The sequence below is a fragment of the Solwaraspora sp. WMMB762 genome (assembly GCF_049179115.1).
GTDB lineage: Bacteria > Actinomycetota > Actinomycetes > Mycobacteriales > Micromonosporaceae > Micromonospora_E.
The window spans coordinates 318,332-332,839 of sequence record NZ_JBMHMD010000001.1 but is presented as its reverse complement, the minus strand read 5'-3'; the positions used below and the strand labels follow the sequence as shown (position 1 = coordinate 332,839).

Annotated in this window: 8 protein-coding genes; 5 read left to right on the top strand and 3 right to left on the bottom strand. The window is 72.6% G+C overall.

Annotated elements, in window-relative coordinates; all coding sequences use genetic code 11:
- The first annotated feature begins 146 nt into the window (after positions 1-146).
- The 3 genes from ACN27J_RS01530 (at position 147) to ACN27J_RS01520 (ending at position 2,949) form a co-directional block, all read left to right on the top strand.
- Positions 147-842: a response regulator transcription factor gene (locus tag ACN27J_RS01530; protein ID WP_421362687.1), complete on the top strand. Its 696-nt coding sequence runs from the start codon at positions 147-149 to the stop codon at positions 840-842.
- Positions 835-2,298, top strand: a complete 1,464-nt coding sequence (locus tag ACN27J_RS01525; RefSeq protein ID WP_421362684.1) for a sensor histidine kinase — start codon at positions 835-837, stop codon at positions 2,296-2,298. The genes ACN27J_RS01530 and ACN27J_RS01525 overlap by 8 nt, the downstream gene beginning before the upstream one ends.
- A gap of 99 nt (positions 2,299-2,397) precedes the next feature.
- Positions 2,398-2,949, top strand: a complete 552-nt coding sequence (locus tag ACN27J_RS01520; protein ID WP_421362682.1) for a hypothetical protein — start codon at positions 2,398-2,400, stop codon at positions 2,947-2,949.
- 154 nt (positions 2,950-3,103) lie between these two features.
- Here the strand turns inward: ACN27J_RS01520 and ACN27J_RS01515 are convergent, their stop codons facing one another.
- The gene (locus ACN27J_RS01515) at positions 3,104-3,619 is read right to left on the bottom strand and encodes a hypothetical protein (protein WP_421362680.1); all 516 of its coding nucleotides are present in this window, start codon (positions 3,617-3,619) and stop codon (positions 3,104-3,106) included.
- 295 nt (positions 3,620-3,914) lie between these two features.
- On the opposite strand from ACN27J_RS01515, the gene ACN27J_RS01510 reads away from it, so the two are divergent.
- Together ACN27J_RS01510 and ACN27J_RS01505 are read left to right on the top strand one after the other, a co-directional pair.
- Positions 3,915-6,872 (top strand): AAA family ATPase, encoded by a 2,958-nt coding sequence (locus ACN27J_RS01510; RefSeq protein ID WP_421362678.1) that lies wholly within the window; start codon positions 3,915-3,917, stop codon positions 6,870-6,872.
- A 337-nt stretch (positions 6,873-7,209) separates the two neighbouring features.
- Positions 7,210-11,820, top strand: coding sequence for a S8 family serine peptidase (locus ACN27J_RS01505; protein ID WP_421362676.1), 4,611 nt, complete (start codon positions 7,210-7,212; stop codon positions 11,818-11,820).
- 100 nt (positions 11,821-11,920) lie between these two features.
- Here ACN27J_RS01505 and ACN27J_RS01500 read toward each other — a convergent pair whose 3' ends face one another.
- Positions 11,921-13,234 (bottom strand): hypothetical protein, encoded by a 1,314-nt coding sequence (locus ACN27J_RS01500; RefSeq protein ID WP_421362673.1) that lies wholly within the window; start codon positions 13,232-13,234, stop codon positions 11,921-11,923.
- A 42-nt stretch (positions 13,235-13,276) separates the two neighbouring features.
- Positions 13,277-14,374 (bottom strand): cellulose binding domain-containing protein, encoded by a 1,098-nt coding sequence (locus tag ACN27J_RS01495; protein WP_421362671.1) that lies wholly within the window; start codon positions 14,372-14,374, stop codon positions 13,277-13,279.
- Positions 14,375-14,508 lie beyond the last annotated feature (134 nt).

The window sequence follows — 14,508 nt, the reverse complement described above, 5'->3', positions numbered from 1 at the left end:
GTGCCCGTACAGTTATTGACCGTGATCTGATTTGATGCGGCATCCGGTCCGGTTCGCAATCCGGGAATCACCCGCCAGCAGCGACTTTTACCTGATCCGTACCGGAAACTGATGCGGCCGTTTTCCGGTCCCGCCATGATGGGCGGGTGACCGCAGCACCGCAGCCGGACCGGGGACTGGTGCTCGTCGTCGAGGACGAACAGCCGATCGCCGACCTGATCCGGCTGTACCTCACCCGCGACGGGTTCGGCGTACACGTCTGCGCCGACGGGGACAGCGGGCTGGCCGCCGCCCGACGGCTGCGCCCGGTGCTGGCCGTGCTGGACATCGCGCTGCCCGGCATCTCCGGCACCGAGATCTGCCGGCGGCTGCGCGCCGACGACGACTGGACCCCGGTCATCTTCCTCACCGCCCGTGACGACGAGGTCGACCGGGTCGTCGGCCTGGAGCTGGGCGCCGACGACTACGTCACCAAACCGTTCAGCCCTCGCGAACTGGTCGCCCGGGTGCGGGCCATCCGCCGCCGCAGCCTCGGCACGCCCGGCGGTCAACCGGTCCGTACCGTCGGTGGCGTCACCCTCGACCCGGCCCGGCGCACCGTCACCGCCGACTCCCACCCGGTCGCCCTCACCTCCACCGAGTTCGACCTGCTGGACCACCTGATGCGCCGCCCCGGACGGGTCTACACCCGCGAGGAGCTGCTCGCCTCCGTCTGGGGGTACGCCGCCCACGCCGGCACCCGCACCGTCGACGTGCACGTCGCCCAGGTGCGGGCCAAGCTCGGCACCGCCGCCACCGTGATCCGCACGGTACGCGGCGTCGGCTACACCGCCGATGGTTGAGCCGCAGCGGCCGTGGCCCGGGCAGCGGTCCGGCTGGCGGCGGCTCACCGGCACGCTCACCGCCCGTACCGTCGGGGTCGCCTGCACGGTCGCCCTGCTGTCGGTGCTGGTCACCGCAGCGGTCGCCATCCCACTCGGGGTCCGGGGCACGGAACGCGGCGCCCGCGCCTCGCTGGCCGCCAAGGCCGACCTGGTCGCGGCGGCCGTCACCGACGCGCCGGCCGGCACGCGGACGGCTCTCGCCGGCCGGCTGACCGGCGAACTGACCGACCAGGGCATCGAGGTGCTGCTCGTCCGGCCCGGCGAGGCGGCGCCTCGGCAGCTGCCCGGCCAGGTGGTCCGCCGGCTCGCCGCCGGTGCGCCGGTGACCAGCCGCCGGCCGGCCCGCGTCGACGGCCAGCCGACCCTGATCGAAGGACGGCCCACCGGCAGCGGCACGGCGGTCGTGCTGCTCCAGCCGGTACGCCCGGGAGTCGGCCGCCTGGTCTGGAGCAACCTGTGGCTGGCGTTGGCCGCCGGGCTCACCGCCGGCCTGATCGCCGGGGTGCTGCTCGCCGCCCGGCTGTCCCGGCCGATCCGGGCCGCCGCCCACGCGGCGCAGCGGCTGCGCGCCGGGGACCGCACCGTACGGGTACCGCTGGATCCGCCTGTCGAGGCCGAGCAGTTGGCCCGCGCGCTCAACGACCTCGCCGCCGCGCTCGCCGTCAGCGAGGCCCGGCAACGGGACTTCCTGCTGTCCATCTCGCACGAGCTGCGTACCCCGCTGACCACGCTGCGCGGGTACGCCGAGGCGATCGCCGACGGCGTCGTGGATCCCGACGGTGCCGCGCGTACCGGACGGATCATGCTCGGCGAGGCGCAGCGGCTGGACCGTCTGGTCGGCGACCTGCTGGCGCTTGCCCGGCTGGAAGCCTCCGATTTCGCCCTGGAAATGGTCGACGTCGACCTCGGCGCGCTGCTCACCGACGCCGTCGACGCCTGGCGCCCCCGGTTCGCCGGCAACGGGGTGACGGTCGTCCTGACCCCACCGGCGACACCGGTGACCGTCCACACCGACCCGGGACGGCTCCGGCAGGTCGTCGACATCCTGCTGGACAACGCGCTGCGGGTAGTGCCGGCCGGCGGCACCGTACGGCTCGGCGTACCGCCGGAACCGGCCGCCGGGCAACCGGGCTCCGCCACCGGCCAGCCGGACTCCGTCGCAGTGCAGCCGGACTCCGTCGCGGTGCAGGTGCACGACGACGGACCGGGGTTCACCGACGACGACCTCGCGGTGATCTTCGAACGCGGTGCCCTGCACCGCCGGTACCGGGGCGAACGGTCGGTCGGTACCGGGATCGGGCTGGCCCTGGCCGCCGGGCTGACCCACCGTCTCGGCGGACGGATCGCCGCTGGCCACTCCCCCGGCGGCGGCGCCGTCTTCACCGTACGGCTGCCGCGCCGACCGGCCCGGTAGCTCGGCTGCCTCCGTCGGACCGACTGCGCCGCCGGACGCCTTACCTGATCCGAACATCGACCTGACGGTGGCTTCGTGTCGGTGGTCGATGCTGACCACATGAGAAAATCAGTTGGCACCAAGGCATTCACCGGCGCTGCAGCCGGCGCGGTCGCGTTGCTGACCCTCACCGGCTGCGGGTTCGGCGGCTCGTCCGACGGCTCCCGCACCGCTGCGGATCCGCTCCCGGTCGCTGCGGTCGACACCGTCGACTACAGCGACTTCGGTCTCGCCGGCGACGACCGCCCCGGCTGGTGGGACGGCCGCCGTGGCCCGTGGGGGCGACCCGGCCCACGTGCCGGCTGGCTGCGCGGTCTCGGGGCGGGCGGTGCCGGTCTGCACGGCGAGATGACCGTACAGACCGACAACGGACTGCGGACGCTCGTCGTGCAGCGCGGCACGGTCGGCTCCATCGACGGCACCACGATCAGCGTCGAGTCGGCGGACGGCTTCGTGCTCGACTGGACCTGCACCGACGAGTGCCGGGTGATCGACGACGGCGACGAGGTGGAGCTGTCCAGTCTCGACGTCGACGCCGAGGTCGGCGTACACGGGCTGCGCGACGGCCAGGACCTGCTCGCCCGGATCGTACTGCGACCCGAGTCGGACTGACCCGCACGTCGCAGTGACCCCGGTAGTGAACCGCACCTGCTGGCACGCGGCCCACGCGGCGGACTCCGGTCCCACGGCTCCGCGTGGGTCGCGGTCCGTACGGGCGGCAAGGGCCTGAGCCGCGCGGCGGACGGCACCCGCGTCGCGGCGGCCCTTACAGCGTGATCTGCCAATTCTGCTGCAAAAACGCGCGCAGCGCCGCGATGCCCGGATCCACCGCCGCCCGGTACGCCCCGGACCTCTTCTCCAAAACGTCCCGGACCTCCGCATTGCCTAGCGTGGCGACGTTGTTGGTGAGATTCGTGACCTCGTACAGGTAGACGTTTCCGTTTTCGGTCTTGCCGTGCAGGACATGCCCGTGCTCGTGCCAGATCACCGCTGAGCGGTAGGCAACCGTACCGTCGAAGACCCCTTCCTGGATCACCAGCGTGTCGATCGCGACGGTGCCGATGATCCCGTCCCAGTCCACGTCGCCCTCGACGTACTTGCGGACCTCGGGCGCGTCCATCTGCTTCTTCACCCAGTTCACCTGAATCGCCGACTTCAGACAGATGGCCGGGTTATCGGCCGTGCCGACGGACATCGACTGCGGGACGACGACGATGTTCACGCCGTTGGCGACCTGCCCCAGAATGGTGCCCGCCTGCTGCAGCATGGCATTGCTGATCATGTGCCGAACTCCTGTCTCGATCGGTGTGGACAACCCGGTCCGCCCACGAGAAGCCACAACACCCAACGGGCATCAACAAAGGGGGTTGATGCGGAGTGAACAGACCGGATGGATTCAAATAGTGGTCGACCCGGACGTCGGGCGAATTCTGAATCCTCCTTGACAATAGTCGAACGGCGACCGTGGTCACCACGGTCGCCACGGTCCGGATCACGACAAGGGCGGGATTCCCGGGCCGGCCGAGGCGGCATCGACGGCCCGCTACAGCATCCGACGTGCGGGATACGCTCCGACGATGCGGGTGAGCGGGCACGCTGCGGCGGCGGGCACGGCGATGCCGATCGCCACGCCACGGCTGGTGGGACGGTCCGGTGAGATGGCGGCGCTGGCCACGGCGCTCGCCCGTCCCCCGGCGGTGGTCCTGCTGGAGGGTGAGGCGGGGATCGGCAAGAGCCGGCTGGTGCGGGAGACGTCGACCACGGCGGACGGCCCACGCCCCGGCACCCTGCTGGCGGTCTGCCCACCGCTACGCGAGTCACTCACTCTCGCGCCCATCGTGGACGCGCTGCGCGACGTCCGGCCACGGCTGGCCGGGGTACGGCTGAGCGCGTTGGCCGGGGCACTGCGCCCGCTCGTGCCGGAATGGTCGGCCGAGCTGCCACCGCCACTGGACCCGGTGGACGACGCCACCGCGGCCCGGCACCGGCTGTTCCGGGCGTTGGACGAGCTGATCCGTGCGCTCGACGTCGACCTGCTCGTCGTCGAGGATGCGCACTGGGCCGACGAGGTCACCCAGGAGTTCCTGGTGTTCCTCGCCGCCCGACCGGCCCCCGGTGGGCCGAGCCTGCTGGTCACCTACCGCCCCGAGGAAGTCGACGACCGCTCGCTGCTGCTGCGGCTGTCCCGGCCGGCGTCCGGTGGCGGCGCCCGGCTGCGGATCACCCTGGCGCCGCTGGACGTGGCCGACACGGCGGCGATGGTGTCGTCGATGCTGGACGGCAATCCCATGTCGACCGAGTTCGCCACCTTCCTGCACCAGCGCACGAGCGGCGTGCCGCTGATGGTCGAGGAGTCGGTACGCCTGCTGTGTGACCGGGCCGACGTGGTGTTCCGGGACGGACGCTGGGTGCGGTTGAGCCTGAGTGAGCTGCAGGTGCCGGCGTCGGTGCGGGACTCGACCCGGGAACGGGTCGGCCGGCTGACCCAGGCCGCCCAGCGGGTGCTGCGCGCCGCCGCCGTACTCGGCGAACCCGCCGACGAGGCCACCCTGGCTGCCACCGCCGGCCTGCTGACCCGGGCCTGCCGGGCCGGGCTGACCGAGGCGGCCACCGCCGGTCTGCTGGACAGCGACGAGCGTGACCACCCCGGCGGCGGTCGGTGGCGGTTCCGGCACGCCCTCGCCGCCACCGCCGTCTACGAGGCCATCGCGCACCCCGAACGGCGTACGCTGCATCTGCGGGCCGGACAGGCGGTCGAGGGTCTGGATCCGCCGCCCGTCGCCCAGCTGGCCCGACACTTCCGCGAGGCGGGTGACGTGGCACGCTGGGCCCGGTACGCGCAGGCCGCCGCCGATCGGATGATCGCCTCCGGCGACCACACCACCGCCGCGGTCACCCTCGACGAACTGCTGACCGTCGCGGAGCTGGCAGCACCGGACCGGGCCCGGATCGCCCGTACCGCCGCGGTCGCCGCGCTCGGCCGTCGCGAGCCGGTCGACGACGTCTACCACCGGGTGGTCGCCACCCTGCGTGCCGTGCTGGAGTCGACCGAGCTGACCGCGCGGCAGCAGGCCGACATCCGCAACCCGCTGGGCCGGCTGCTGATCATCGGCGGCGAGGCGCAGGCCGCGCTCACCGAACTCGGCCGGGCGGTGGAGCACCTCGCCGACCCGGTGGAGGCGGCCCGCGCGATGACCTACCTCGGTTGGGCGTACGCCGGCCCGTGGCCGGCCACCACCCATCTGCGGTGGCTGCGCCGGGCCGCCGAGCTGATTCCGCGGATCCCGTCCGCCGCCGACCGGATGTCGCTGGCCGGCAACCGGGCGGCGGCGCTGCTGATGCTCGGCGAGCCGCAGGCCTGGGAGGTGGTGGCCGGGCTGCCTACCGACGGCGCGTCGGCGGCCGAACGGCGCGACATCGCCCGGATCCACGCCAACGTCGGCACCGGGGCGCTGATCTGGGGCCGGTACGCCGAAACCGGTCGGCACCTGTCGGTGGCGCTGGCTCTCGCCGACGCCGAGGGTCTGGTCCGGCTGCGCTACAACGTCCTGGTGGAACAGGCCAACCTGGACTGGTTCACCGGCCGGTGGGACGGCCTGGCCGACCGGGCCGCCCAACTGGCCGAGGCGGACCGGGACCGGCCGGGCGTCTATCTGGCGAGTCTGCGGCTGGCCGGACGGCTGGCCGCGGCCACCGGTCAGCTACGCCACGCCGAGCAGCAGTTCCAGGTGGTGCTGGACGAGGCGGCCCGGCGCGGCGCGGTCGACGACACGGTGGAGCCGGCCGCCATGCTGGCCCGGCTGTGGCTCGACGACGGGCAGGCCGACCGGGCGTTGCGGGTCACCGATGGTCCGATCGGGGCGGTCGCCGCCAAGCGGGTCTGGGTGTGGGCCACCGACATCGCGCCGGCGCGGGTGGCGGCGCTGCTCGCCGCCGGACGACCGGACGAGGCGGCCGACCTGGTGCGCCGCTTCGCCAGCGGGCTACGCGGCCGGGCCGCGCCGGGCCCGGCGGCCGCGCTGGCGGTATGCCAGGCGGGACTCGCCGCCGCCGCTGGTGACCACGACCGGGCGGCGGCCGGCTTCAACCGGGCCGCCCGCGCGTGGGCGGCGCTGCCCCGCCCGTACGACGCGCTGCTCGCCCGGGAACGGCAGGCGCTGGCATTGCTGGCCGCCGGGCGGGTCGAGCCGGGACGGACGATCCTGGGCGAGGTGTACGACGGGCTGACCGACCTCGGCGCGCGCGGTGCCGCCGACCGGGTGGCGCGGCGGCTGCGCGAACACGGCGGGGAGGTGCCGCGCCGGTGGCGGGGCGGCCGCAAAGGGTACGGCGACCGGCTGTCCCCGCGCGAGCTGGACGTGGTCCGGTTGGTGGTGGCCGGGCACACCAACCGGGAGATCGGCCGGATCCTCGCCAAGTCGTCGGCCACAGTGGATCAGCAGCTGCGGTCGGCGATGCGCAAGCTGCGGGTGTCCAGCCGTACCGCGCTGGCGGTCGCCGCCGTGGAGGCGGGCGTCCTAGCGGCGGACGGCTGAAACGGCCCGGCAACCCGGTCGAAACCGGATCGGGCACATCGACCGCGACCGGTCGATTCTTTGACGTATCTGCTGGATAGCTAACGATCCGCCGGCTCAGCAGCATGACTTGCATGCACGAGCCACCACGGCGGTCAACGGATGAACCCGCGCCCGAATCCGACCCCGAATCCGACCGACCCGTACCCGGCGGACCCGAGGCGGGCGCGGACGCGGCACCCGACGGTGGCACCGGTACCTGCGCGACCTGCAGCGCGGAACGCCGTGACCCGTACCAACCCCTGTGAAGGGCACGGCGTGCCCACCCGCGTGGCCGATCCCACGGAAGGAACCCCCAATGAGACCCATCGCACGAGCGTTGTCGCTGGTGCTGCTGGCCGGTGTGGCGTTGGCCGCACCGAATCCGGCGGCGGCGGCACCCCGGCCCGGCCCCGATCCGGGCGGTGACCCGGCGCGCGGCGTCGCCGACAAGATCCAGCCCGAGCTGGAGCGGTCGCTGCAGTCCGACGGCAGCACCGACCTGTGGATCCGGTTCGCCGAGCGGGCCGACCTGGCGCAGGCGCGGCAGATCGACGACTGGACGGCGCGCGGCGAGGCGGTCGCCGAGGCGCTGCGGACCACCGCTGCCACCAGCCAGACCAGCGTCCGACACCTGCTCGACACCGAGGGCGTGACCTACCAGGCGTTCTGGGCCAGCAACGCGATCTACGTACGGGACGGATCGTCGATGCTGGCCCAGGAGCTGGCGGCCCGGCCCGACGTCGAAGGCCTCTACCAGCCGGTCGAGTACCAGCTGATCGAGCCGACCCCGGACGAGCCGGCCCGCGACGACGCCGACGGTGCGGGTGAGCGTGGGACCCAGGCCGAGGACGTCGAGTGGGGCATCGCCAACATCAACGCCGACGACGTGTGGGAGCAGTTCGGCACCAAGGGCGCCGGCATCACCGTCGCCAACCTCGACACCGGTGTCCAGTTCGACCACCCGGCGCTGGTCGCCCAGTACCGGGGCAACCTGGGCGACGGCACGTTCGACCACAACTACAACTGGTTCGACGCGGACAGCAGGTGCAGCGCGGCACCGTGTGACCGGGGCTCGCACGGCACCCACACGATGGGCACGATGGTCGGCGACGGCGGCACCGGCAACCGGATCGGCGTCGCGCCCGAGGCGAACTGGATCGCGGCGAACGGCTGCTGCCCGAGCGACGCGGCGCTGGTCGCCTCCGGCCAGTGGCTGCTGGAGCCGACCGACCTGAACGGGCAGAACCCAGACGCCGGCAAACGGCCACACGTGATCAACAACTCGTGGGGCAGCCGCCAGCCGTCGGTGGATCCGTTCATGGAGGACGTGATGCTGGCCTGGGACGCCGCCGGCATCCTCGGCATCTGGTCCAACGGCAACAGCGGTGAGCTGGGCTGCCAGTCCGGCGGCTCGCCGGGCACCCGGACGATCAACTACTCGGTCGGCGCGTACGACGTCAACAACGACATCGCCTACTTCTCCGGCCGTGGACCGGGCCAGGACGGCGAGTTCAAGCCGAACATCTCCGCGCCAGGGGTCGCGGTGCGCTCGTCCGGACCGGGCGACAGCTACTACAGCGAGAACGGGACCTCGATGGCCGCCCCGCACGTCGCCGGCACGGTGGCGCTGCTGTGGTCGGCCGCGCCGTCGCTTATCGGCGACACCGACGCGACGAAGCGGCTGCTGGACCAGACCGCGATCGACACCGCCGACCCGCAGTGCGGCGGCACCGGCGCGGACAACAACGTGTACGGCGAGGGCCGTCTCGACGCGCTGGCGCTGCTGGAGGCGGCACCGGTCGGTGATACCGGCACCCTGTCCGGGGTGGTCACGGACGCGGCGACCGGCGCGCCGGTCGAGGGCGCGACGGTGACCATCGGCGGCGAGACGGTCCGGGAGCGGGTCACCGCGGCGGACGGCTCCTACTCGGCCCGGTTGACCGTCGGGACATACCCGGTGACGGTCACCGCGTTCGGCTACGCCGAGCAGAGCACCGAGGTGACCATCACCCTGGGCGGGACGACGATCGAGGACGTCGCGCTGACCGCGCTGCCGACGATGACGCTCAGCGGGCTGGTCCGGGACGGCTCCGGGCACGGCTGGCCGCTGTACGCCAAGGTCAGCGTGGCCGGCACCGAGGTCAGCACCTTCACCAACCCGTTCAACGGCCGGTACCGGCTGGTCCTGCCGGCCCACGCGACGTACACCCTGGTGGTGGAGCCACAGTACGACGGCTACGGCACCGTCGAGCAGCCGGTGCAGGTGCACGGCGGCAACCGGACCATGGACGTGGCCGCGCCGGTGCAGCGGTGTGCCTCCGCACCCGGCTACGCCTTCTCCGCCGGGATCGGGATCCTCGGCGACGAAGCCGGAAAGATCGGCACCTTCCTCGACGACCAGGGCGTCCCGACCACCGAGGTCGGCTGGGACACCGACGTGTCCGGCTACGACGCGATCATCGTCAACCGGCCGAGCAACCCCGGCGAGGAGACGTTCCTGCGGTTCCTGGCCGACACCGACGCGGCCGGCGTGGGTGTGCTGTTCCTGGACACCTGGTCCAACGTGGGTGGTAACGGCATCTACATGCTCAACCAGTACACCGGTAACCCGGGGACCCGCAGCAGCGGCATCGTCTACGACACCGAGGGCGACCTGTCGTACCAGGTGATGCAGGAACACCCGGTGGTGGAAGGGTTCCCGCTCGGCGGACGGATCGCCTTCGACGAGACGGACAACTACTCCAAGTACTACGGCTTCTTCGACGCCTACGGCGGCGAGGGGCGGATGGTGGTCGCCAACGCCGTCACCTCGGAGGTCGGCAGGGTAGGCGTCGGCATCGGGGTGCAGCAGCGGACGAACAACCGGCACGTGCTGCTGTCGATGCACGCGGCCAGCTACAACACCGGGCCGCAGACCTGGCACGACGACAGCGCGAGGGTTTTCAGCAACGCGGTGGACTGGATCGCCGAGACCGAGTTCGAGTGTGTCAAGGTCGAAGGTGGGCTGGCCGTCGGCTTCGTCCGGGACGCCAACACCGGCGCCGGGCTGGCCGACGCCGAGGTGACGCCGGTGGACGGCTCCGTCGGCACCCGTACCGTCGCGACGCCGCAGGACCCGGACCTCGACGACGGCTTCTACGCCCTGTTCTCCCCCGCCGGCCGGCACCGGATCACCGCTTCGGTGAACCAGTACGCGGAGCTGACCCGGTGGGCCGAGGTCACCGAGGACTGGACCACCCGGCACAACTACAAGCTGGCCGCCGGGCAGCTGACCGTCACCGGTACGCCGGTCGAGGCGACCGTGCCGCTCGGCGCAACCACGACCGCCGAGGTCACCGTCACCAACACCGGCGGCGCGCCGGCCGAGGTGGAGCTCAGCGAACGGGCCGGCGACTTCGAGATCCAGCGCGCCGACGGTTCGCGGGCGGCGTCGCGCCAGATCGCGGCGGCTCCGGGAGCACCGGTCCGCCGGATTCCGCTGGACGCGCCGATCGAGCAGCTCGCCGGAGCCGCGCCGGCGACGGCGGCGTTCGGGCCGGGTGCCGCACCGGCGGCAACCCCTGCGGCTGAGCCGTGGCTCAGCCTGCCGGGGCTGCCCCGGACGGTGATGGACAACAGCGCGGTCACCGTCGACGGCAAGCTGTACTCGTTCGGCGGGGCCAGTGGGTCGTCGCTGGCGGAGGTGTACGTCTACGACCCGGCCGCCCAGGCCTGGTCCCGGCTCGACGACATGCCGTACGGTGCCCGCAGCCAGGCCGCCGAAGGCGTCATCGGCGGCAAGGTCTACCTGGTCAGTGGGTGGAGCACGCTGAACACCGACACGCTGATCTTCGACCCGGCCACCGGCGGGTGGAGCACGGGCGCCGACGTGCCGGCCGCGTCGGCCGCCGCCGGATCGGCGGTGCTCGACGGTCAGCTGTACGTGGTCGGCGGTTGCACCACGACCAGCTGCGCTCCGTACAGCGACCAGGTGTTCCGCTACGACCCACGGGCCGACGCCTGGGAGACCGTCGCCAACTACCCGATGCCGATCGCCTGGCAGTCCTGCGGCGCGGTCGCCGGGCGGATCGTCTGCGCCGGTGGACTGTCCAACAGCCAGCCGGTGACCGCCAGCTACTCCTACGACCCGGCCAGCGACGCGTGGACGGAGGTGGCGGACCTGCCGGTGAACCTGTGGGGCTCGGCCTACCAGGCCGCCGACAACCAGCTGCTGATCTCCGGTGGCGGCACCGGCACCCAGGCGATCACCAACGAGGGGTACGCCTACGACCCGGCGACCGACGCGTGGTCGAGCCTGCCGGCGGCGAACAGCCCCGGTTTCCGGCCGGGCAGCGCCTGCGGGCTCTACCGGGTCGGCGGATCGGCGATCTCCGGATTCCAGCCGACCAACACAGTGGAGCTGCTGCCCGGCTTCGACCAGTGCGGGTCGATGACGGACACCGAATGGTTGACGGTGGACCCGGGCAGTGCCACGATCGCCCCCGGCGAGAGCCTAACGGTGACGCTGACTCTGACGGCCGAGGTGGCCCAGCCGGGCACCTACACCACCGGTGTCACCGTCTTCGAGGACACGCCGTACGCGGTGGACACGGTGCCGGTGACGATGACCGTCACCCCGCCGGACACCTGGGGCAAGATCAGCGGTACGGTCTCCGCCGTGGGCTGCGACGGCGACCGGACCCCGATCACCGGGGCGACGGTGCAACTGAGCACGTGGACGATGGAGCTGCCGTTGACCACCGACGCCGACGGCGGCTACGCCCACTGGCTCGACCACCGGCACAACCCGGTCACGATGATCGTGGCCAAGGACGGCTACATGCCGCAGACCCGCCAGACCCAGGTCACCGCCGGTGACGTACAGGTCGAGGACTGGGCGCTGCGCCAGGTGTGCGGCCGGTCGGCGGGGGCGCTGGAGACCAGCTGACCCGTGACCCGGCTCACCGGTAGATGACCCGTCGACGGTGAGCCGCCCCGAGCGTACGCCCCGAGGTGACCCCTCGGGGCGTACGCCATTGTCGGCCGGCTCACCGGCTCACCGGCTCACCGGCTGTCCTGCTCGCCGCCCGGCGGCGGACCAGCGCGGGCAGCCACGGCAGCACGGCGACGACGCACAGCAACGCCAGCAGCGGCAGCCGCCACGTCCAGGAGACACTTGCCGGCGGCGGCTTACCGGCGGCGGCGACCCACGGCCGCGCGGTCTTCGACCAGGCCAGGAACGCATCACCGATCGGCATCAGGCCGAACGCGTACCGCCGGGTGGTCGGGGTGTCGACCGGCAGGCCGGCGAAGTCGCCGTAGCTGGCCAGCGCGCCGGCCAACGCCGCGTCGCCGTGCACCTGGGCCGCGCCGAGGGTGACCACGGTGGCGGACAGGCTCACCCCCAGCGGTAGCGGCCCCGAGTCGACGTCGGCCGGGCCGCTGGTGCCGGACCGGTACTCCAGCACCGCCGGGCCGAGCCGCAGCGGTGAGGCCACGAACTCGTCCCGGAAGGTCAGATACTGCTCGCGGGCGAACGCCGTGTCGATCTCCGGCAGGAACCGGTGGATCAGGCTCTGCGAGGTGCCCCGGGCCACCTCGGCCGGCGCGCCGGTCACCGGATCGACCCGGTGTGGCAGCAGGCCGGTGGCCGGGTCGAGACGCTGCCGTACGCCGGCCAGCCAACGCGCCACCGTACCGTCGAAGCGGTCCGGCAACAGACTGTCGTGCAGCCGCAGCGACGCCACCGCCACCGTGGAGTCCACCGGCCAGGCCTGCCCGTGGTACGCCGGCAGGTACGGCGACCCGGTCGTGTCCAACGTGGTGTCGAAGGCCGTGCCGAGGTCCGCCGCGGCCCCGGTGAACCGGGCCAACTCGGCCGGGTCCCGACCGTCCGGTGGTTGCAGGCTCAGCACGCCGCCGCGCAGCCAGTTCGTCCAGCCCTGGTAGAACACGCCGTACGCCGGGGTCAGGTCGGCGGAAAACGGTGCCCGGCCGGCCGGTGACTCAAGTCTGGTCAACGCCCACCGCGCCTCGGCCAGCGCCTCGGTCCGCCCACCGGCCGGGGCGCGCAGCCCGAGGTCGACCCAGGCCAGCCCGTACAGGGCGTGGCTGAAGAAGTAGCCCTCCGGGAAGAGTTGCTGCGCCTGTTCACCGGCCCCGTCGTCCAGCGCCGCCCGCAGGAAGGTCAGCTGACGCCGTACGCCGGGCGGTTCCGCCTCAGGTCCGGCGGTGGCCGGTGCGACCAGACGCACCGCACCGACCACCGCCGCCGACCCGACCAGTACCGCGACCACCACCCGCAGGGCCCGGCCGACGCCCGAGGTGGACGACGGGCCGGACCGACGACGTTGCTCGATCATGGGCCCATCCTGTCAACCGTGCGGGCCCGCCCGGACTGGGCCTCAGCTGAGCGTGCAGGCCGCCGACACCGCAGCGTCGCCGACGCCGGAGGCAAGGAACCCGAAGCTGGCCGAGCCGCCGGCGGGCAGGCTGCCGTTCCAGCTCACGTTGCGGGCGGTGACCATCGAGCCGGTCTGGGTCACGCTGGCGTTCCATGCCTGGTTGACCTGTTGGCCGCCGCCGAGGGTGAGCGTCGTGGTCCACGCCGACGTCGCCGCCGACCCGGCGTTACGCACACTCACCTCACCCTGGAAGCCGCCGTTCCACTGGCTGACCACCCGGTAGGTGGCGGTGCAGTCCCCGCCGGCCGGTGGGGTGGTCGGCGCGACCGTCGGCGTCGGGGTGACCGGTGGAGTGGTCGGCGCGACCGTCGGCGTCGGGGTGACGGTGCCGAGGAGTCGCGCGATCGCCGGCGCGAACCGGTCGGCCATCTTGCGGAACCCGGCGTCGTTGGGGTGTACGCCGTCGCCGGTGTCCGTCGCGGCGTCGAATCCGGTCCACAGGTCCACCACGGCGATCGGTGACCGGGCGGTGGTCAGGCCGGTGGCCCAGGTGGCGATCCGGTTGTTGAGCGTCACCGTGTCGGCCGGGCAGGTCGTGCAGCCGTGATGCGGGATGATCTGCGCGACCAGGAGCTTCATGTCCGGGTTGTTCGCCCGCATCTGCCCGACCAGTTTGGTGAACGCGGCCATGATGGTGTCCATCGACTGCCAGCCGCCCCACAGGTCGTTGGTCCCCAGGTGCATCACGACGATGTCCGGTGCCGCCGCGTTCAGCCACGGCGGCAGTTGGTTGTTGTCGGCGATGCCGACCGCCGAGAAGCCACCGTGGCCCTCGTGGTCGGGGTCGTAGGAGAAGCCGTAGTTGCAGCTACCGCCGTCGGAGGCGCTGCCGACGAAGTCGATGTCGGTGTGCCCGGCGCTGCGCAACTGGTCCCAGACGAGGGCCCGCCAGCAGCCGGGGCCGGCGGTGATCGAATCACCGAGCGGCATGATCCGGACCGGGTCGGCGGCCGACGCCGCAGGCGCCGCCGTCACCGCCAGGCCCAGGGCCATGGCGAGGGCGGCGAACAGCGAGCACAGGAGAGCTCTTCGTGGCATGGTCTGCGTTCCTTTCGGGGTCACACTGGACCTGCCGGTCACCCGAGCGGTGACCGCAGGTGCCGTGGAAGGACCGTCGATGGGAGCGCCCCTCCAGCTTTGTTTAGCTTCCCGACTAAGTCAAGCAACACGTC